The sequence below is a fragment of the Mucilaginibacter sp. UYNi724 genome (assembly GCF_054057495.1).
The window spans coordinates 183915-203371 of record NZ_JBSRZI010000008.1; the positions used below are offsets into that span (position 1 = coordinate 183915).

Annotated in this window: 20 protein-coding genes; 11 read left to right on the forward strand and 9 right to left on the reverse strand. The window is 42.5% G+C overall.

What is annotated here, in order from left to right; genetic code table 11:
• Positions 1-6: 6 nt before the first annotated feature.
• A complete protein-coding gene (locus ACVW0P_RS13595) occupies positions 7-813 on the reverse strand; it encodes a hypothetical protein (protein WP_457132593.1) in 807 nt (268 codons plus the stop codon).
• Positions 814-973: 160 nt separating this feature from the next.
• Here ACVW0P_RS13595 and ACVW0P_RS13600 point away from each other — a divergent pair, with 160 nt between their 5' ends.
• From ACVW0P_RS13600 to adhP, 9 genes are all read left to right on the forward strand, one after another.
• Positions 974-3364, forward strand: a complete 2391-nt coding sequence (locus tag ACVW0P_RS13600; protein WP_457132594.1) for a heavy metal translocating P-type ATPase — start codon at positions 974-976, stop codon at positions 3362-3364.
• Positions 3361-3522, forward strand: coding sequence for a cbb3-type cytochrome oxidase assembly protein CcoS (gene ccoS / locus ACVW0P_RS13605; RefSeq protein ID WP_354457389.1), 162 nt, complete (start codon positions 3361-3363; stop codon positions 3520-3522). Before ACVW0P_RS13600 ends, ccoS begins: the two co-directional genes overlap by 4 nt.
• 186 nt (positions 3523-3708) lie before the next feature.
• Positions 3709-4605 (forward strand): cbb3-type cytochrome c oxidase N-terminal domain-containing protein, encoded by an 897-nt coding sequence (locus tag ACVW0P_RS13610; protein WP_457132595.1) that lies wholly within the window; start codon positions 3709-3711, stop codon positions 4603-4605.
• A 1-nt stretch (position 4606) separates the two neighbouring features.
• The gene (gene ccoG / locus ACVW0P_RS13615) at positions 4607-5980 is read left to right on the forward strand and encodes a cytochrome c oxidase accessory protein CcoG (RefSeq protein WP_457132596.1); all 1374 of its coding nucleotides are present in this window, start codon (positions 4607-4609) and stop codon (positions 5978-5980) included.
• A 4-nt stretch (positions 5981-5984) separates the two neighbouring features.
• Positions 5985-6407 carry a FixH family protein gene (locus ACVW0P_RS13620; RefSeq protein WP_457132597.1) on the forward strand — a complete coding sequence of 141 codons (423 nt, stop codon included), beginning with the start codon at positions 5985-5987 and terminating at the stop codon, positions 6405-6407.
• On the forward strand, positions 6404-7093 hold the full coding sequence (locus ACVW0P_RS13625; RefSeq protein ID WP_457132598.1) for a sulfite exporter TauE/SafE family protein: 690 nt from the start codon (positions 6404-6406) through the stop codon (positions 7091-7093). Before ACVW0P_RS13620 ends, ACVW0P_RS13625 begins: the two co-directional genes overlap by 4 nt.
• 9 nt (positions 7094-7102) lie before the next feature.
• Positions 7103-7840, forward strand: a complete 738-nt coding sequence (locus ACVW0P_RS13630) for a YoaK family protein (RefSeq protein ID WP_457132599.1) — start codon at positions 7103-7105, stop codon at positions 7838-7840.
• An 85-nt stretch (positions 7841-7925) separates the two neighbouring features.
• Positions 7926-8273 (forward strand): hypothetical protein, encoded by a 348-nt coding sequence (locus ACVW0P_RS13635; protein ID WP_457132600.1) that lies wholly within the window; start codon positions 7926-7928, stop codon positions 8271-8273.
• 17 nt (positions 8274-8290) lie between these two features.
• Positions 8291-9328 carry an alcohol dehydrogenase AdhP gene (gene adhP / locus ACVW0P_RS13640; RefSeq protein ID WP_457132601.1) on the forward strand — a complete coding sequence of 346 codons (1038 nt, stop codon included), beginning with the start codon at positions 8291-8293 and terminating at the stop codon, positions 9326-9328.
• A 54-nt stretch (positions 9329-9382) separates the two neighbouring features.
• Here adhP and hemN read toward each other — a convergent pair whose 3' ends face one another.
• From hemN to ACVW0P_RS13660, 4 genes are all read right to left on the reverse strand, one after another.
• The gene (gene hemN / locus ACVW0P_RS13645; protein ID WP_457132602.1) at positions 9383-10756 is read right to left on the reverse strand and encodes an oxygen-independent coproporphyrinogen III oxidase; all 1374 of its coding nucleotides are present in this window, start codon (positions 10754-10756) and stop codon (positions 9383-9385) included.
• A 10-nt stretch (positions 10757-10766) separates the two neighbouring features.
• Positions 10767-11129, reverse strand: coding sequence for a lactate dehydrogenase (locus ACVW0P_RS13650; protein WP_457132603.1), 363 nt, complete (start codon positions 11127-11129; stop codon positions 10767-10769).
• A gap of 174 nt (positions 11130-11303) precedes the next feature.
• The gene (locus tag ACVW0P_RS13655) at positions 11304-14492 is read right to left on the reverse strand and encodes a chemotaxis protein CheB (RefSeq protein WP_457132604.1); all 3189 of its coding nucleotides are present in this window, start codon (positions 14490-14492) and stop codon (positions 11304-11306) included.
• Between the two features lie 144 nt (positions 14493-14636).
• Positions 14637-14855 carry a hypothetical protein gene (locus tag ACVW0P_RS13660; protein WP_354430781.1) on the reverse strand — a complete coding sequence of 73 codons (219 nt, stop codon included), beginning with the start codon at positions 14853-14855 and terminating at the stop codon, positions 14637-14639.
• Positions 14856-14981: 126 nt separating this feature from the next.
• Between ACVW0P_RS13660 and ACVW0P_RS13665 the strand changes: the two genes are divergently transcribed.
• Both ACVW0P_RS13665 and ACVW0P_RS13670 read left to right on the forward strand, forming a co-directional pair.
• Positions 14982-15836, forward strand: a complete 855-nt coding sequence (locus ACVW0P_RS13665; protein ID WP_457132605.1) for a universal stress protein — start codon at positions 14982-14984, stop codon at positions 15834-15836.
• Between the two features lie 86 nt (positions 15837-15922).
• A complete protein-coding gene (locus ACVW0P_RS13670) occupies positions 15923-16099 on the forward strand; it encodes a hypothetical protein (RefSeq protein ID WP_457132606.1) in 177 nt (58 codons plus the stop codon).
• Between the two features lie 212 nt (positions 16100-16311).
• On the opposite strand, the gene ACVW0P_RS13675 is transcribed toward ACVW0P_RS13670, so the two are convergent.
• The 4 genes from ACVW0P_RS13675 to ACVW0P_RS13690 form a co-directional block, all read right to left on the reverse strand.
• Positions 16312-16605 carry a hypothetical protein gene (locus ACVW0P_RS13675; RefSeq protein ID WP_354430784.1) on the reverse strand — a complete coding sequence of 98 codons (294 nt, stop codon included), beginning with the start codon at positions 16603-16605 and terminating at the stop codon, positions 16312-16314.
• Between the two features lie 32 nt (positions 16606-16637).
• Positions 16638-16961 carry a hypothetical protein gene (locus ACVW0P_RS13680; RefSeq protein WP_457132607.1) on the reverse strand — a complete coding sequence of 108 codons (324 nt, stop codon included), beginning with the start codon at positions 16959-16961 and terminating at the stop codon, positions 16638-16640.
• Between the two features lie 82 nt (positions 16962-17043).
• Positions 17044-18096, reverse strand: coding sequence for a response regulator (locus ACVW0P_RS13685; RefSeq protein WP_457132608.1), 1053 nt, complete (start codon positions 18094-18096; stop codon positions 17044-17046).
• The gene (locus tag ACVW0P_RS13690; RefSeq protein WP_457132609.1) at positions 18089-19279 is read right to left on the reverse strand and encodes a PAS domain-containing sensor histidine kinase; all 1191 of its coding nucleotides are present in this window, start codon (positions 19277-19279) and stop codon (positions 18089-18091) included. The genes ACVW0P_RS13685 and ACVW0P_RS13690 overlap by 8 nt, the downstream gene beginning before the upstream one ends.
• Positions 19280-19457 lie beyond the last annotated feature (178 nt).

Below are 19457 nucleotides of genomic sequence, written 5' to 3' on the forward strand. Positions count from 1 at the left end.
ACTCTTCTAATATCGGCCCCAACAAAAACCTTCTGTCGCGAATGCATGCCCCCCGCAGTTAAGGCCAGATTCTACCCTGAATTCCGATACCCACAGTCCTTTTTTTGCAAGAAATTTAGCTTGTATCATTGCCGATCTGAAGTCACTAACCTTTAATATTATTTTCTTTTTAAAAAATCCGTCCGCTTTTGGGAAAAAAGCATCAAAGGTTTCCAGGTAACTATACAATCTGGGATTCATCCCTGCCGATAATATAACAGATGCACTTAAAGTGCTATTCATAAAACCCCGCAGTGCAGCTTGTGCATCAGTGTTCTCGTCACCCAGGTACGTGCCATTAGCGCTAAAATTCATGCGGTCTACTTTCGACATAATATTTACATCTATAGCGCCTTTGATGATCATCTTTCTAAGCATCTGCTGAAAAATCACTTTGCTTTCACTTTCAGGATATTCGGTCATTAAATCATAACCTGCCTTTAATTGTGAATCATCAGGTAAAAGTTCAAAATACCGGCAAATATCACTACCTGTTTCAAAGGGTTGGGTTTGTAGGTAATCAAATTGTTTATCAACCAGCAAATCCAATAAATTAAGGTAAGCGGTTATCCTTCGTGCCCTTGCATCCGGTTCTTTTTTGTTGATTGGTAAAAAGGGTATTTCATTTTCTGCGGAATGATATTCCCGCATTCGTTCTATCAATTCATCATCAACTATTGATACAACAGATGATATGCCGTAGCGGGCAACTTTAAGCGGGGTATCAATTGAAAAACCCAAACCTAAAACCGGGATATGGAAAGTATGGCTCATGATAGAATTTTATGCTTATTAAAAAAGGTAAATACAGCATTTACAATCGCCAAAGTTAGCCACAGAAAAACGGCAAAAATTGACGAGCGTCACATTTTAGCGTATTGGTGATCACTCTTTAAAAAAAACGATCTGTGCAGATTTGAACATAATTTCAAAGATGCTCCAAACCAAAACTTTTAAAAAAACTGCCTGCTATCATTGTGGCGACGATTGCCTGACGGCAAAATACGTAATTGAAGAAAAAAGCTTTTGCTGCCACGGTTGTAAAACCGTTTTCGAGATATTGTCGGCGTGTAAGATGGGAAATTATTACAGTTATAACGACCATCCCGGGGCTACCCGATCACGTACAGATAAACGTTTTGATTATTTAAGTTCCTCTGACATCATCAGTGAATTAATAGATTACACCGATAGCAAGATAACTATCGTCACTTTTTATATTCCACATATCCATTGCAGTTCATGCCTTTGGTTGCTGGAACAATTGAACAAAATCAATCCGGCTATTCATTATTGCCGGGTCGACTTTTTAAAAAAACAGCTCAATATACGCTTCGACCATCAAAAAATAAGCTTGCAGCAAATAGTGGAGATCTTATATGACATTGGTTATGAGCCGCTCATCAGCCTGCAGGATATTATCAAAAAACAAAACCTGTCAACTAAAGATAACCTGCTACAAAAAATAGCCGTTGCAGGGTTTTGTTTTGGGAATGTAATGCTATTGAGTTTCCCCGAATACTTTGGAATTACCAATACCGAAAGCACACTTAAATTTTTTTTTGGATGGCTCAATGTTCTGTTTTCGATACCGGTGGTATTTTATAGTGGCCCGGGGTATTTTGTTGCCGCATGGCAGAATTTAAAGAAACAGGTTTTTGGGATAGATTTCCCGCTGGCTCTGGGTATTGCCGTTTTATTTATACGTACAATTACAGAAGTATATACCCGTACCGGTGCGGGTTTTGCCGACACACTTTGCGGGCTCGTCTTTTTCTTATTAATCGGCAAAAAAGTTCAGCAAAAAACCTACCATCACATTTCTTTCGAAAGAGATTACCGCTCATTTTTCCCTGTCGCTATACAGATCATAGCAAACGAGATTCAAAAGCCCATACCCCTGGCACAATTACAAACGGGCCACCGGATGCTGATCCGGCATAACGAAATTATCCCGGCGGATTCGATATTGCTAAAGGGGGAAGCGCTGATAGATTTTAGTTTCGTTACCGGCGAGAGCATCCCTGTGAAGAAAACGCTTGGTGAAATAGTTTATGCAGGCGGCCGTCAAACGGCTGGTGCAATTGAACTTGAAGTAGTTAAACCCGTTTACCAAAGTTATCTTACCCAGCTTTGGAACAACGAAGCATTTACCCGGCAAAAAGATAACCGGATGCAAAGCTTTAATGAAAAAGTAAGCAAATACTTTACTATCGTGCTGTTAACTATCGCGTTTGGTTCCCTAATATTTTGGCTTCCTACAGATATCAGGCGGGGCTTTGCGGCATTTACCGCCGTGCTAATTGTTGCCTGCCCCTGTGCGCTGGCTTTAAGTACCCCTTTTACCATGTCGGCAGCGCTTTCCATTTTCGATAAGAATTTCTTTTATCTGAAGAACATTACCGTTGTAGAACAGATGGCAGCTATCGACACTATCGTATTTGATAAAACCGGCACTATTACAACTGGTAGTAGTGCCGAAATTATTTTAGAGGGCGTTTTATCAGCAGCCCAGCAGCAACTCATCTACAGTGCGTGCATTAATTCTACACACCCGCTAAGCCGTATGATCTGTCAATACCTAGGCAATCAACACCGGCTTTCTTTTGAGCATTACGCGGAGATACCGAATCTGGGCATATTAGCTACCATAAACGGCCATAAACTAAGGGTGGGTAATTCTAAGCTGGCACTTGGGTATAAAAAAAATGTGAATTATGCCAGTAAGGTGTACCTGGTGATAGATGATGAACTGCTCGGTTATTTTGAGTTCTCTCACCGGCACCGGGAGGGCATGAATAATTTAAATGGCCTGGAATCACACTACAAAACCTTTTTATTGTCAGGCGATCAGGATCATGAGCGCGATGAGCTGCTGCAATACTTTACATCACCAAATGGTATGCATTTCAATCAGTCACCGCAACGCAAGCTGGATTTTGTGCAGTCACTACAGCAACAAGGCAGGCAGGTAATGATGTTGGGCGACGGACTTAACGATGCCGGCGCATTAAAACAAAGCGACCTTGGCATCGCTGTTACTGACGATATAAATAATTTCACCCCGGGCAGTGATGCTATTATGGACGGGCGTTCTTTTAGCAAACTCCCGGATTTTTTGCGGTTTTCAAAAAACACCGTTAATATTATTCGCTTTTCGTTTTTAATCTCCCTTACTTATAATATTATCGGGCTTACCTACGCCGTCACCGGTATGCTTTCGCCCCTTACGGCAGCAATATTAATGCCTTTAAGCACCGTAACCATCATTTCTTTTACAAGTTTAGCTACTCGCGTTGCCGCACGTTGGCGGAATTTAATATGAATATTATTTATTTCCTTATCGGTTGCAGCATATTGCTCGCCATGCTTTTTTTAGCCGCGTTTTTTTGGGCGCAAAAGAGCGGGCAAAACGACGACCTGTGCACCCCTGCCATACGGATACTGCTGGAAGACGAACCGGAAACGCCGGTTAAAAAGTGACCGCCATCATTTTCAGATCTAACACCCGTCATTCCTGCTCGGTTCATCTCTATTTAATTTTACAACATTATTAAACACATATGCAGCCCGATAAATTTTACTACGATAATAAGATCGTCCGCAAATCAATATGAGTGACATGCCGCTGCACGACGGCAATGAAGAAACGCTTAATGAAAATGAATTATGAGAGCGTTCCGTATCATTTTATCGGTCCTATTATTGGGAACCTCCGTTGGCGCCAGCGCTGCAGATGACAGTATGATATCCGGCGATATACAGAACTATATAGGATATGGGGCATTTATGACCGTTTTGATCGTTGTCCTTTTAGCAATGCTGATGTTGTTACGAACATTTACCGTAATGACAAAGGTCGCGCTAAAAGCACAGGGGTATACGAACGAGCAGATAAAGGCCGAAATGTATCCTGCCAAAAAAGAGAAGAAACCAAAAGGCGAGGCCTGGAATAAATTACTATCGCTAAGGCCAATGGCTGAAGAAAAAGACTTACTGATAGCACACGATTATGATGGCATCCAGGAATTAGATAACCCCATTCCGGGCTGGTTTATGTACTTATTTTATGCAACAATAATTTTCCGCGTCGGGTATCTGCTTAATTATCACGTATTCAATTTTGGGCAACTGCAATATGAAGAGTATAAAACCGAAATGGCCCAGGCAGACGTGGCAAAAAAATTGTACCTGAGCAAAGCAGCAAACCAGGTAGATGAGAATACAGTAAAATTGGAGAATGACCCTGAACGATTGAAAGCCGGGCAAGTGATATTTATTCAAAATTGCAAACCATGCCATGGTGAACATGCCGAAGGAAACGTTGGCCCAAATTTAACGGATGATTATTGGCTGCATGGCGGAAAGATTAGCGATCTTTTTAAAACGATTAAATATGGTATATCGGCCAAAGGAATGCCAACCTGGGAAAAGCAGCTGTCGCCAAAGCAAATAGCAGATGTATCCAGTTATATAAAAACCCTACATGGCACCAACCCCGCGGGTGCTAAAGAACCACAAGGCACAAAAGAAGATGCCGGTGAAAAAATAGCCTTAAACAAATAACATGGACGCATTACTGGCCGGAAAGGAAACAAACGAACGGAAGTGGATGTACCCGCTGCTGCGTAAAGGGCCTTTATATAAATGGCGCAGTTGGGTAAGTTATGGCTACCTCATTTTCTTCTTCGCCGGGCCTTTTATACGGGTAAACGGGCAACCTTTGCTGCTATTAAATTTTATGGACCGGCAGTTTGTGATACTTGGCCAGGTTTTCTGGCCGCAGGATATTTTCCTGTTTGTTCTGGCCACACTGGTTTTCCTGGTATGTGTTGTGTTATTCACCATTGTTTTTGGGCGGGTATTTTGCGGGTGGATATGCCCGCAAACCATTTTTATGGAGATGGTTTTCCGTAAGATAGAATACTGGATAGAAGGAGATGCCGGCAAACGTAAGATACTGGATGCCAGCCCATGGGATAACAAAAAAGCCACAAAGAAATCAGTTAAGCACTTGCTTTTTCTGCTCGTTTCGTTCCTAATCTCTAATACTTTCTTAGCTTACCTTATCGGTAGCGATAGTTTGCTTAAAATAATTACCGAACCGGTTACCAGCCACCCAGTAGGCTTCATTAGTATATGGGTATTTACCATTATATTTTACCTGATTTACAGCCAGGTGCGGGAATTAGTTTGTACAGTGATTTGCCCCTATGGCAGGCTGCAAGGCGTGCTTCTTGACCGCGACACACTGGTGGTGGCATACGATGATAAGCGTGGGGAGCCCCGGGGTAAGCTATCTAAGAACCCTGAGGCAATCTCAGTAAAAGGTGATTGCGTAGACTGTGGTTTATGCGTCGCCGTTTGCCCAACAGGTATAGACATTCGTAATGGCACACAGATGGAATGTATTAACTGCACGGCTTGCATTGATGTTTGTAATGAGGTGATGATCAAAATAAAAAAGCCCTTAAATCTCGTTGGCTTTTTTTCTGAAAACATGATCCAAAATCAGGTGAAGCCCACTTTTACCACCAAGATGAAAGCATACACCGCCGTAATCGTTATCATGATGACTGTACTTTGCTACTTCATCTTTAGCCGCAGCGATTTAAATATGACTGTAATGCGCGGAGCAGGCATGCTTTACCAGGAACAACCCGGTGGCTATATCAGTAATATCTACAACGCCGAGATCATTAACAAAACAAAAAACGCGACGGAAATAATTTTACAGCCGGTTGACCCGGCTGTAAAGGTTAAATACATCCAGGCACCAGGTACAATTAACGGAGGAACGTCTGTAAAAACAGTTTTCTTTTTACTCATTCCGGCAAGCCGGATCCATCAGGCAAAAACGACCGTTAACTTACAGCTTTTACAAAATCACAAGGTTATACAAACAGTAAAAACTGCCTTTGTAGGGCCTGTAAACGATTAAAAATATGAATTGGGGAAAAGGAATAATTGGGGGAATGGTGTTATTCATGCTCTTTATATTAAGTATGTGCGTTTATATGTTTATGGCTCCGGAAGATGGCTATGACCACCAGTACTACGAAAAGGGTTTGAACTTTGATAAAGACTTTAAAAAGGAACAACAGGTACAAACCGATAACGCCCGGCCGGTAATCACCGTTTCTGAAAAAACGATCAGGATCGTGTTTAGTAAACCCGCTGCAGGCACCATCAAATTTGTACGTCCTGCAAATGAGGCGTTAGATAAAACAATTCAACTGGACAGTACGGCCGGAAAAGACATTGCTGTACCTGCTGCATCCATGGCTATCGGCCGCTGGCAAGTTGTTCTAAATTGGAAAAGTAACCATAAAGCGTATTTATACCAGCAAAATATCGACCTCAAATGAACCCGAACAGCGTCGCTTTTTTTATTGGCTTGTTTGGTAGCGTGCACTGTATAGGTATGTGCGGGCCACTGGCACTGGCTATCCCATCCTTCCAAACTAAGTGGTGGCTAATCGTGAGCGATAAAGTGTTATATAATATCGGCCGTATTATTACCTATTCTTTTTTAGGCTTTCTGATCGGCCTGTTAGGCAAGCAACTTTGGCTGGCAGGCTTCCAGCAAGGCGTTAGCTTATTTAGCGGTGCGCTTATCATTTTGGCGGGTTTATCGCGTCTGCTTAAAATACGTTTCGGGCAGGGCAGCTTCCTGTCTAAGTATTTATCTCCTGTAAACAAACTCTTGTCTTATGCGCTTAAACATAAAGCGGGCCACCTAATAGTAGGGGTACTGAATGGATTTTTGCCTTGCGGTTTTGTTTACATCGCTTTGGTTGGCGCCGTTAATGCACTTTCTGCTCCGGCTGCTGCGCAATATATGTTTTGGTTTGGCATGGGCACCTTTCCTTTAATGTTGTTGGCTACCGTAAGTTCCGGGTTCGTTGGCATAAGTCTTCGCCGGCGCATTAACCAAATGATGCCCTATATAATGGTTTGTCTTGGCATTTGGTTTTTGCTCCGGGGGATGGATCTTGACATCCCCTATCTCAGTCCCAGGCTCAGATCATCGGGAGTAAGTATATGCCATTAAAATCTTGATATGTTACGTCATACCGGCACGAAACGAACGTACAGTCACAACGTTAAACTTGCTTCTCTACTTGGTTTAACCGCTGGTTTTGTGAATGCAGCCGGGTTTTTAGGATTCAATGTACTAACTACAAATGTAACCGGGCACGCTGCCTTGTTTGCCGAAAGCATAGCTTTGCAAGACTGGAAAGCTGCACGCGCTGTGGCTTTATGGATGTTTCTCTTTTTTGCCGGCGCGTTTTTATCCGGATTGATTGTATTTCGAATAGGGCGAAATCAGCGTTTTTCCTACGTTTTACCCATCCTTATTGAAATCGCAATTCTACTATCGGTTACGCTGATGGGTTACCATTATGACTATAGCCTGGATGCAAAAGAACTTTTTGCCGGAGGTTTATTATTCGCAATGGGCCTTCAAAACTCGCTTGTCTCGATGGTATCCGGATCTGTGGTTCGAACAACCCATCTCACCGGAACATTTACAGACCTTGGAATTGAGCTGGCCCAACTATCTCAAAAGGTCAAAAGTGATCGCACGGTTTTAATATCTCGCATAAAGTTACGCCTCGTTATTATTTTCTTTTTTATGGGCGGTGCCTTATCAGGAGCCTATTTATTCCAATCACTAAAATTCTATTCCTTTTTCATTCCGGTGATATTGCTTTGTTCTACATTAATGTACGATGTATTTAGGATTACTATTAAAAAGTATTACAGGCGATTTAATAATTACAAAGAATTTGAATAGTGATCAAGGTTATATCCTGTAGCGATGGCGGTCATGGTAAAAAAGCAGTTGCCAGTCCATATTTAAAGTATTAAATAAACACACCATGACAACCTATAAATTTCACACACTCAACTGGTCGGCACCAACCGCAACTCCTGTTAGCACAACTGCTTTGTGGAAAAGCTGGCTGACATTAGCCGATAGTCAGGCACCAAATAAAACGATGTGGTTCCTGGTGTCGCTAATGCTGCAGGGCGTTCTATTACTGCCTATCCCGGCGGTTTTAATATATTATTTCAATGCGCCTTTAGCGGTACTTGCCGTAACCATGGCCCTGTTCTTCGGAAACATTATAGCTGGCATGGGCGGATCAGGTATGAGGACATTGTTAAACTTTTTCGCCGCAAGCGTAATCATCCATTTGGCTATGCTTATTTTCTTTATCGTATAAACTCTAATCTAAAATATATGCTTCCCAAAACAATGAAGGCCGCTGTGATCCGTGAATTTGGACAAGCCTTACAAATAGAAGAAATGCCGGTGAAAGAACCGCGCGAAAATCAAATAGTAGTAAAAGTGATCGCATGCGGCGTTTGCCATACTGACCTGCATGCCTGCCAGGGCGACTGGCCCGCCAAACCAAAACTACCGCTGATACCCGGGCATGAAGCATTGGGTTATGTGGTGGCATTAGGCCGCGGCGTTAAAAACGTAAAAGAGGGCGATATTGTAGGCGTACCCTGGCTATTTAGCGCTTGCGGCTGCTGCGAATTTTGCATTGCCGGTTGGGAAACCCTTTGTGACACCCAGCAGAACGGTGGCTACAGCGTTGATGGTGGCTTTGCCGAATATGTTATTGCCGATTCGAGGTACGTGGCGCATTTTCCTGCCAATATTAACTTTACCGAAATGGCGCCGATAATTTGCGCTGGTGTCACTGTCTATAAAGGGATCAAGGAAACTGAGGCCAAGCCGGGCGAATGGATAGCAATATCGGGAATTGGCGGTTTGGGGCATCTGGCTGTGCAGTACGCCAAGGCTATGGGCTTACACGTGGCGGCAATCGATATTGCAGACGACAAATTAAACCTGGCTAAAAGCCTGGGTGCCGACCTGACTGTTAATGCAATGGAACTAGACCCCGGTGAATATCTTAAAAAAGAAACCGGCGGCATGCATGGTGTGCTGGTAACAGCTGCTTCGCCAATTGCTTTTAAACAGGGGCTCTCAGCACTAAGGCGCAAGGGCACCATTGCTTTAAATGGCTTGCCAAAGGGCAGTTTCGACTTGCCTATTTTCGATACGGTGATCAATCGTTATACCGTTCGCGGATCCATAGTAGGCACCCGGAAGGATATGCAGGAAGCTATTGGTTTTGCATTGGAAGGGAAAGTTAAGGCTACCGTGCATACCGCCAAACTGGAAGACATCAATTCGGTATTTGATGAGATGAAAAAAGGAGAAATAGAAGGCCGCATAGTACTGGAAATAGCCAAATCTAATTAATATTACAATTCTATATAATAGAAAAGAGAGCTTGAACCAGGTTCTCTTTTTCCGTTACATGGCCATGCTAAATAATTGTGTGCCCGGTTTATCTGCCCAAAGCCTGGCATCAAGCGCCATGCAAATGTTTCGTAAAAAGCCCTTGCCTAATGGCGTAACTTTTAATCCAAAGGAACATAATTCTATAATTCCATCATCTGCCAAAGGTTGCAAACGCTCTAAACCGGAAAACAGCGATAGGCAGGGTTCGAGGTGATGATTCCATGAGGTTTTGCCTTGGCACATTATATTGTTGATGTGTTTGCGAATAACAAGGTCTTCATTAGTAAGCAAATGCCCTTTAAATACAGGTAATTCGCCGTCTGCAACAAGCAGCAGGTATTCTTCCACATTCTTTACATTTTGTGCAAAAGCATATCCGGAATCGCTTATAGCCGATACCCCGAGGCCGATCAATAGTTGGGTGTGCTGATCTGTATAACCCATAAAGTTGCGGTAAAGCACACCTTTATTCATCGCTGTAAGTAATTCGTCGCCCGTGAGGGCAAAATGATCCATACCCACCTCCATGTATCCAAAGCTATTCAGCAGATCGCGCCCGGTTTGGTGTAACGCCTTTTTTGCGGCCGCATCCGGCAGGTGCTGTTCAGTAAAACTTCGCTGGCCTGGTTTTAACCAGGGCACATGGGCATAACTATAAAATGCGATCCTGTCTGGCTTCAATTGCGATACCAGTTTAATAGTTTTGGTAAGTCCGGCTGTAGTTTGCAGCGGCAAGCCGTATATCAGGTCGAAATTAATTGATGTATAACCGATGGCCCGCGCAGTTAAAGTAATCTCCTGCACCTGTTCAAAGCTCTGCTCCCGGTTGATAATCCGCTGAACATCCGGGTCAAAATCCTGGATCCCTAAACTCAGCCTGCGAAACCCAAGATCGTACAATGTGTATAAATGTGCTTTGCTGGTGTTTGCCGGGTGAGCTTCGAAACTGAAATGAGCATCCGGATGGATTTCCGTATTCAATAGAATAGCATCCAATAAAATTTTTAAGTGCCCGGCGCTAAAAAAGGTAGGTGTGCCCCCGCCCAGGTGAATTTCCTTTATTAAAGGTTTTGTACCGAACATGTTAAGGTACATCGTCCATTCCAATATCAGGCCATTTATATAGGGTTGCTCAACCGCGTGATTTTTGGTGATCCGCGTGTTGCAGCCACAGTAAGTGCGCAAATTTTCGCAAAACGGCAGATGGATATACAGACTGATCCCTTCTGTGCTATTGCTTTCTTCATAACTCCGCTTTGCCGACAGTTTCCAGTCATCACCATTAAAAGCGGTAACATCCCAATAAGGCATAGTTGGGTAACTGGTATAACGTGGCAAGGCTACATTGTACTTTGCCGCAAGGTCAGAATTTTCAGGAAATGGCATGGCGAATTAATTATGCTTTGTAAATAGCTTTGCAATCTTTTTGGCAAACGCAAGCTTTACCTATGGCCTGTAGTGAATAAGAAGGAACATTGGATAATTTGATCCCAAATTTAGCTGTGGCAGCTTTTTTAATATGATCGGTACCGGTAGGTCGCGTAACAATATACTTTATACCGGAAGCAGCTGATTTTTCTATAATCTTCGCACAAACATCATCATTGGTAACAACGATTACTGCGTCCTTTCCATCAGCATAAACTGCCGTTTCACGGGTAAGTGCGTTTGAAATAAAGGTTATATCGTGCCTTTTGAAGTTGGCTTTAGCCAGGTACTCTTTCTCAAATGGTTTTGTACTATAAGCGACCGCTTTCATTAAACTGTATTTAACTATTCAAAATTACAGTTAATGCTGGGGGTACGTTATGTGTTTAGTCAGCCAAAAAAATGATTCTTATCAGTTTTTTTGTTTTCCATAGGAACGCAAAAAGTTACCGAACAGGTATTCATGCCTCCCGCCGTGGCCTTAGGGAGACGGAACAATTACCTATCATTCAGCGATCATTATCGGTAATGGCAATAAGATATTAAAGGTACTTCCTTTTCCTATTTGACTTTCTACAGTCATATTGCCATTAGCTGCGTCAATAATTTTTTTGGCCAGATATAATCCAATGCCCTGTCCCTCCAACTCCTTATTTAATCTTCCGTACATGCTAAAAATGACATCCACTTGATTTCCGGCTATCCCGATACCCTTGTCATTGACGGAAATATTAATATTATCGGTATTCTTTATGCTTTCGATATGGATCAGAGGGCTGTTTACGTTCGTAAATTTGATAGCGTTGGCTACCAAATTAAAAAGGATACTTCGCAGGTTCTTTTTAGAGAACAAGACTTGTTTAACCTCCAGGTTTTTGGTAATAACTGTGCCAGTTTGTTTGATCCTGCCTTCCAGGCTCCATTCAATATTGGCAATAATTTCCTCAATGTCCACCATTTCCATAGTGAGCATATCCCCTTCTATCCTGGCAATTACAGAAATATCATTAATAAGTGTACGGAATTTCTTCACAGAAGAGTTAATGATGGTAATGAATTTTGATAACCCCGGATCTGTTATTTTGATCAGGTTCATCACCCCGATACTTGTTTCGATATTAGCCAATGGCGCCAGCAAATCGTGAGAGGCCGTTTGGACAAAGTTATCAAGATCGCCATTAATACGCTCAAGACTTTTGTTTTTACGGTCTAGCTCTGACTGGGCGGATTTTAATTCCGTTATATCATTAAAAGTAACTATAGCCCCGTTCCTTTTTTCATCAACCAACTGAACATAAGGCATGGTCATGATCTGGTACCATTTGCCATTATTGGTTTCAATTTCCTTAGTGATAACATTGCCGTCTGCCAAAACCACTTTAATATCCTCAATAATAGTCTCAAATTTAATATTGGTAGATATATTACTCAGCGGGCGGCCAATATCTGTTTCCAATAAATTGATCTGTTTGACCGCTCCCGGTGAAAATTTCATTAACAGCAAATCATTATTAATAAATAACTGTCCGTTAACATTACTCCTAAAATAGTTGTTCAGATCATCATTCATCTCCAGCAATTCCTTGTTTTTTAGCTGGTAATCTGCATTGATAGTGTGCAATTCCTCATTCACCGACTGCATTTCCTCGTTCGTGCTTTGCATTTCCTCGTTAGCTGAGATCAGTTCTTCATTGAACGATTGCATATTTTCGTTCGAGGCATCTAACCTTTCGTAAGCCGAATGCAGCTTAACCTGCAATTCCTTCAACTCTTCTTCCAGGTTCAAGGTATATTGATCATGGTATATTTTTTCGTCAAAAACAGACTCGTTTGCTAAATCGGCCTCTTGCGGACCATCTTTGCAAATAGTTACCATTAACAATTTCTGTTCGTTTTTATTAACTTTAAGCTGACTAATTACCAAGCTGACCGCAATTACCTTACCTTCGTGCTTGATCTTTATCCCGTTCAATTTGGATGTTTCACCTGTTTGATCAACTTTTCGTTTCAGTGTGCTGAAAGCGACAGCGAGCGGTTTGGGTAACTGTTCGGAAAGGTTTAAATTAAAATTCTGTTTGAGCAGGTATTTAGTATTACCGTATGATTTTACCACAGAATTATTATCATCAATACACACGGCGAGATAATCCTGCTGCGCAGATAATTGGGTATTCATTGCCTCAGACACCATGTTGCTCGCGCTAAGGTTATTCTCCTCTCGCCGAATTGCGGGTGTGCGCTTAATATCCAGCAATTCCGGCAGTGTAAAAGCGTCAAAGCTAACTTCACGTCCTGCTTTCAAATTCTTATATATCTTCCATTTCTTATTGACTACTTCCAGGTTTTTAATAATCGGCATCGGGTTTTCACTGGAACCGAGAAATAAATAACCATTCATCTTTAGCCCGAAAAGCATCATGGAAAAGATCTTTTTCTGCAACACCGGGGTCATGTAAATTAGCAGGTTGCGGCAGCTGATAAAGTTCATATTGCAATAAGGCGGATTTTTTACCAGATCGTGCTGGGCGAAAATGACCATATTTCGTATTTCCTTCTTCACCCGATAGCAATCTCCTTCTTTTATAAAATATTTTTCCAGCCGATCCTCCGACACGTTTTTGGCGATATCATTGTTGTATATGCCTTTATTGGCATACTCCATAGCCACACTGTCAATATCGGTCGCAAAGATCTTAACAACCATGTTTTTATACTTGCCAATAAGTTGTTCGGCAACCAAAATAGCCATCGAATATGCCTCTTCACCAGTGGCACAGCCAGCTACCCACATTTTGAGTTCCTCGCCGGGTGTAACATTTTCCAAAATGACGGGCAATACCTTCTTTTGAATTAAACCAAAGGCTTCTTTATCCCTAAAAAACGAGGTTACGCTAATTAGGAAATCCTTGGCGAGCGCTTCAACTTCTTCCGTATTCGACTTTAAAAAGGACAGGTATTTTTCCAGAGATAAAAAGTTGCCCTGGTTCGCCCGCCGTTTGGTCCGTCTGAGTATGGTGGGCAATTTATAATCAGAAAAATCAAGCGGCGACCGTTCTTTGATCAATTCAATGATCTCTTTAATGTTTTTCTCATCGTGCGGATGCTCTGTAAGTACTGTCAGTCCCTCCTTTACATAGTCTTCTATCGCGTCCGGCATTGCGGCCGGTTCCAATATAAAATCCACCAGGCCCGTTGCGATCGCGTGTGAAGGCATACTGTTGAACTCTGACGTTTCCGGATTCCGGGCGATGACCATCCCACCGGCTTTTTTGATGTTCTTTACACCTTCAGTACCGTCAGCTCCTAAGCCGGATAGCACAATACCAATAGCCTTATTGCCGCAATCTTCAGCCAGTGAGTTGAAAAATGCGTTGATCGTCAAATGCGGGCCTGTAACTTTAGACTTGTCACTCAGGCGTAAACGACCGCCAGATATGGTCATAAACTTATCATTAGGAATTAAGTACACCTGGTTACTTTTTAACTCCGAGCCATCTACCGCTTCTGAAACGGCCAGTTTACTATGTTTACCCAAGAGTTCCACCATCCGGCTTTTGAAATCAGCCGACAGGTGCTGGATAATGACATAGGACACCCCATCTAAAGGGGTATGATCAAAAAATGAATTTATTTCTTCCATTCCCCCTGCAGATGCGCCGATAGCAATGATGTGATGAGGAATGATTTTCTGCATGGTAAAGGATTAATTAATGTTTAAAAAAGCAATATTGATCCTGACAAACGGGAAAGGGGCATACCAAATGTACGACTATTAACCAGTAATATCTTTTTTATCAATTGTTTAACATTTAATTAATGTCTTTGGGCCCCAACATTGTCATACTTCAAAGTTCTGCTGAAAACAAAAACTGCTATTATCATATTGCCAGTCCAAGATGAGCTTCCATTTACCTGCCTGACAGGTGCCGATAGGTATCTCGAGTAAACCGTCGTTATCGATCAGGATCATTTGATTGTTCGGTTCAACGGTGTTCAACTGGATGAGACTGGCCCGGCCTTTAAAGGGGTGACTAAAATTGAATTTTAAACATTTCATGCCTCGTTTATTTTTCAGGATAGATACAAATATGAATGATACCCCCCTGCTAAAATATGATGGGGCACATTAAATAGCCTGACGCTGGTCATTAGCAGAATGTATTAAAATGATGAGCTTTACTATATGAAAAAAATCCTTGTTCCCACAGACTTTTCAGCCAATGCCACACATGCCGCTGAATACGCTTATAAAATTGCCAAACAATTAAAGGCGGATGTGATACTCTGCAACGCGGTAATCATCCCATCGGAAACCCCGCAGGCGGGGCTTGTTGTATGGCCGATGGAAGAAACAGACCTGCTGCTCAGCGATGGTGAAGAAGAATTAAAAAAATTAAAGGCGAGCATACAGCAACATGATCATTCTGATGAATTCCGTCCGGCTATTACTTTTGTTGAGGATGCCGGAATTGTCACCAATGTGGTTAGCCGGATCATGAACACCCAGCATATTAGCCTGGTAATTATGGGTACCCATGGCAATGATAGCCTGAGCACTTTTTTGATGGGCAATCATTGCAGTAAAATGATAGACAATTCTTTAAAGTCATTGCTATTGGTACCGCCGGCTGCGAATTTTAAACCGGTAAAAAAGATCGCCTTCGCGATAGATCTGGAAAGCGCTGAAGAAGACCTGAAAGAACTTTACAAGTTGATACCATTGGCTAAATCATTAAATGCAGAAATCCTGATCACGCATATACAACACGATAAAAAACCATCATTCGCATTTGAAAAACAAATGGACATTTTTCTGGCTGAGCTTCCCAATAAGGCCGATTATGCTAATATCCATTATCGAACCGTGACCAGTGATAACACCGAGAAGGGCTTAAAATGGCTTTGTGAACACGGCCAGGTAGATATGCTGGCGATGCTGCACCGCCACCACGGCTTTTTCGATTCGCTGTTTAATGGCAGTCATACACAACGAATGGTAAGCCGTATAGCGATCCCGCTGCTGGTCATCTCAGCCTGATCGGTGTCTAGTGTCATTATCCCGGCAGACAGCTATCACGCTTTAAGCGAAGGGCATAAGGGATATTTGCATACAAAAAAAACATTATGCAAAAGCCACTTCAACTGATTCCCTGCTGCAAGATATTTGCCCAGGTAAGTGTGATCATCGGTATTATCTTCCTGATATTAGCCTTAACAGGCAATGCAAAAGCGGCCGGCACCCAAAGAGATACGCCGATATCAGCGACCCTGAAGGCCCAAATGGCCGATCATCCCTTTTGAACTACCCGCAATCGGTTGAGCGGTTTACAACAAACCCATTATCAGAAGTTCACTCCGCCTGCAAGTGTAAACCACAGACTTAATTTAGAGCAAAACGGAATCAAATCTAACTCCGCGGCTTAGGCCGCAACGGGCTTTGGGATCAGAGATATTTATAGATAAAGGGGCAACTTTTGGGGAAGCTGTATTCTAAAACGACAAATAAATTACATTTAGCTGCTTTTTTCTGTTACAAAATCAACCAGTTGTTCTTCCAGCAATGCGGTATTATAAACATGGTCTACCGCGTTATTTGAAACAGTAATCTCGTCATCGGTCACCGTAATTGTTAAAGCGACGCCTTCAATCACTTCCGGGAACAACACATTGATCACATCATAGACGTGCGCGAAATCTATAGCCAGGCTGGAATTTAATTTCGAATTGATATAATCCGGAAATTCTTTCTTTAACCTATCGAATAATTTTTCAGCGCTTATGGGCTGTACATTGTTAATTGTTTTCATGTTGGTTTATATTAGTAAGTGTGCTGTAATATTCAGGAAACGGGTATTAGCCGGTTATCATCGTTCGCCATATCAAGGCCTTTGATCATTTGTTCGGCAATATCTTCCAAATTGGCAAGGTTATCACTGGATGGCCGGGTGATAATGTACTTGAGGCCCATCCCGCATAACTTACGCGTTATCTCATCGGGTACTATAAAATCTTCAGGCACTATCACGGCTTCCTTTCCTTCCGCGTAATGAACCGTGTCCATACCCAGCCGGTTAGCAATAAGTGTAATATCATGCTTTTTTTTATTGGCTTTGGCGAAATATTCTTTCTCAAAAGCCAGGACGCTATAAGCTACCGCTTTCATATATATAGTATTTATCTAGACAAAATTAGGTTTCGAAAAGCGGATAAACCATGCGCATCATCTTATATAAATGTGACGCTGGTCAATTTTTCATTTTGGCAAGGCCTTCCAAATGCAGTATCGTTATCATACTTCCCTTTTTATCGATCAGGCCTTCATCTTTAAAATCGGACAAAGTACGGCTAACGGACTCGCTGGCCATACCTGTTAACGCGGCCAGGTCTTCCCGGGAAATTTTAAATCCCAATCCCGATTCCGGCTGTTGCTCCTGCAGGCGCACCATCGCTTCTGCCATTTTCTTTCGTACCGAGTGATAAGCCATTTGCAGCAACTGCTCCTCTTTTTCACGGACATCATGCGCCAATATTTTAATAAACTCCCTGGCGACATCTGGATATTCACTTAATAATTGTTCCAGTAAATCTTTGGGAATCATGCACAACAAGCAGTCTTCCATCGCTGTTGCCGTATCAGAGTGTTCTTCATTCAGCAGCATTGCGTTGATACCTAAGTATTCATCCGCACCATAAATGCCGGTCATCAGTTCGCGACCGTCTTTAGCCAGTTTAATACTTTTAACCTTTCCGCTTATAAGCAGGTAAAGGCCGTTCCCTTTATCGCCTTCATAATAAATGACCTGGTTCTTTTTAAATTCCCTGGTGCGGCGCTCCCGGACGATCTTTTTAAGTTCAGAAAGGCCATCATTCTTGCTGATCAGTTTATTCAGCCGGTCAAGAGACTTGCTGTAAAATTTTTCCTGTGCCGCCTGTTTTTTAAGCCTAACGTCAATAGCGTTCAGCAACTCCAGGTCGTCAAAGGGTTTGGTCAGGTAATCGTCAGCGCCCATCTCCATTCCTTTGCGCAGGTCAAGCCGTTCTGCCCGGGCCGTTAAGAAGATAAAGGGAATATTTTCTGTTTCGGGATTTTTATTGAGCATATACAATACGCCGTAGCCATCCAGTTCCGGCATCATAATATCACAAAGGATCAAGTCGGGGCGGTGTTTTACCGCCACGTCCACCCCGGTTTTACCATTAGGTGCCTGGTGAACGTTGAAACCAGCCAGTTCCAGAATTTCGACCACATTCTCCCGAATGTCATCATTGTCTTCAATAATTAATACGGTCTTACTCATGATTTGGAAATGAAATGGTAAATAATGTTCCCTGGTTAACTACACTTTTAAAATCTACAGAACCATTCATAAGGCCCGCATAACGGGTCACAATGTTCAGGCCCAACCCGGTACCGGGAATAGTGCCGGTATTGTGTGCCCTAAAAAAGGCCTCAAACAAATGTTTCTGATCCGCTTCAGGAATACCTATCCCGTTATCTTTTACGGTAATGATACAATGTGTTTCATTGATCTCGGTATTGAAATCGATAAAGGTGTTCTCGCCGGAGTATTTGATAGCATTGGTGATCAGGTTATTAACGCAATTCTTCAGCAGGTTCTGATCCAAACGGACCATACTGTTTGTTCCCTCGTGCAGGTAAATAATATTTTGGTTCTTTTTGGCCATTACCTGCATCTCTTCGGTAATCTCCTCGGCAAATTTTACAAGGTCAAAATCGGTATAACTTACTTCTTCTTTACCGGCTTCCAATTTTTCGAGGGAAAGGAAATCATTTAATATGATGGTCAGGTTGCCAACGGCATTTTTTATTTTTCCGACATGCTTGGAAATATGTTCGCTTTTAAGCGGTTCGGCGTACTTTTCGATAAGGGAGGCGGATAGTTTGACGGAGGTGAGCGGCGTCCGGAACTCATGAGAGGCCATGGATACAAACCGGCTTTTTAACAGGCTCAGTTCTTTTTCCTTGTCAAGTAAAACATTAAGATCATCCTGGGCGACCTGTAGAGCCTGAACGGTCTTTTTTAAAGTCAGCGTACGCTCCTCTACCAGTTCCTCCAGGTGTGCCGAATAATCTTTCAGCTTTTGCTCCGCTGCTTTTTCCTTGCTGAGGTCATGGATAAAACCGGTAAAGATCCTGCGCCCTGAAAACTGCACTTCGCTCAAACCTAAACGAAAAGGAAAGATCGTGCCATCCTTACGGAGCCCCAATACTTCCCGGCCAACGCCCATGATGTTTGCTCTCCCGGTGGCCAGGTAGCGATAAAGAAAATTGTCATGCTGGTCCTTGTCGGGATCTGGCATCAGCATTTTAATATTTTCTCCGATCACTTCGTCCGGATCGTAATCAAATAGTGTACAGGCAGCCGGATTTATCAGCTCAACTGTGCCTTTGTCATCGATGGTAATGATACCATCGATTGCATTTTGAATAATGGCAATTAATAGCGTGGTGTTTTCCATAATTGGTGAGGACCTGAGTATATGAGTATATGATCGCCGAAACAAATATCACCTAATTCCAGGAGAGAGTTGGTTGACAAATCGCAGGGAAATTAATGACGCTCATCATTATAAGCAATTGAAAGCATTTTTGTTACAGCTGACACTGAATTAATGACCACTGTCACTTTTCCCAAAG

What these genes read in the sequence shown, in the direction of transcription:
- ACVW0P_RS13685 (WP_457132608.1), bottom strand. Translation starts at nt 18,096, where the DNA reads ATGAGTAAGACCGTATTAATTATTGAAGACAATGATGACATTCGGGAG.
- ccoS (WP_354457389.1), top strand. Translation starts at nt 3,361, where the DNA reads ATGAATATTATTTATTTCCTTATCGGTTGCAGCATATTGCTCGCCATG.
- ACVW0P_RS13595 (WP_457132593.1), bottom strand. Translation starts at nt 813, where the DNA reads ATGAGCCATACTTTCCATATCCCGGTTTTAGGTTTGGGTTTTTCAATT.
- ACVW0P_RS13630 (WP_457132599.1), top strand. Translation starts at nt 7,103, where the DNA reads ATGTTACGTCATACCGGCACGAAACGAACGTACAGTCACAACGTTAAA.
- ACVW0P_RS13650 (WP_457132603.1), bottom strand. Translation starts at nt 11,129, where the DNA reads ATGAAAGCGGTCGCTTATAGTACAAAACCATTTGAGAAAGAGTACCTG.
- ACVW0P_RS13655 (WP_457132604.1), bottom strand. Translation starts at nt 14,492, where the DNA reads ATGCAGAAAATCATTCCTCATCACATCATTGCTATCGGCGCATCTGCA.
- ACVW0P_RS13660 (WP_354430781.1), bottom strand. Translation starts at nt 14,855, where the DNA reads ATGAAATGTTTAAAATTCAATTTTAGTCACCCCTTTAAAGGCCGGGCC.
- ACVW0P_RS13625 (WP_457132598.1), top strand. Translation starts at nt 6,404, where the DNA reads ATGAACCCGAACAGCGTCGCTTTTTTTATTGGCTTGTTTGGTAGCGTG.
- ACVW0P_RS13610 (WP_457132595.1), top strand. Translation starts at nt 3,709, where the DNA reads ATGAGAGCGTTCCGTATCATTTTATCGGTCCTATTATTGGGAACCTCC.
- adhP (WP_457132601.1), top strand. Translation starts at nt 8,291, where the DNA reads ATGCTTCCCAAAACAATGAAGGCCGCTGTGATCCGTGAATTTGGACAA.
- ACVW0P_RS13675 (WP_354430784.1), bottom strand. Translation starts at nt 16,605, where the DNA reads ATGAAAACAATTAACAATGTACAGCCCATAAGCGCTGAAAAATTATTC.
- ACVW0P_RS13635 (WP_457132600.1), top strand. Translation starts at nt 7,926, where the DNA reads ATGACAACCTATAAATTTCACACACTCAACTGGTCGGCACCAACCGCA.
- hemN (WP_457132602.1), bottom strand. Translation starts at nt 10,756, where the DNA reads ATGCCATTTCCTGAAAATTCTGACCTTGCGGCAAAGTACAATGTAGCC.
- ccoG (WP_457132596.1), top strand. Translation starts at nt 4,607, where the DNA reads ATGGACGCATTACTGGCCGGAAAGGAAACAAACGAACGGAAGTGGATG.
- ACVW0P_RS13680 (WP_457132607.1), bottom strand. Translation starts at nt 16,961, where the DNA reads ATGAAAGCGGTAGCTTATAGCGTCCTGGCTTTTGAGAAAGAATATTTC.
- ACVW0P_RS13670 (WP_457132606.1), top strand. Translation starts at nt 15,923, where the DNA reads ATGCAAAAGCCACTTCAACTGATTCCCTGCTGCAAGATATTTGCCCAG.
- ACVW0P_RS13690 (WP_457132609.1), bottom strand. Translation starts at nt 19,279, where the DNA reads ATGGAAAACACCACGCTATTAATTGCCATTATTCAAAATGCAATCGAT.
- ACVW0P_RS13600 (WP_457132594.1), top strand. Translation starts at nt 974, where the DNA reads ATGCTCCAAACCAAAACTTTTAAAAAAACTGCCTGCTATCATTGTGGC.
- ACVW0P_RS13665 (WP_457132605.1), top strand. Translation starts at nt 14,982, where the DNA reads ATGAAAAAAATCCTTGTTCCCACAGACTTTTCAGCCAATGCCACACAT.
- ACVW0P_RS13620 (WP_457132597.1), top strand. Translation starts at nt 5,985, where the DNA reads ATGAATTGGGGAAAAGGAATAATTGGGGGAATGGTGTTATTCATGCTC.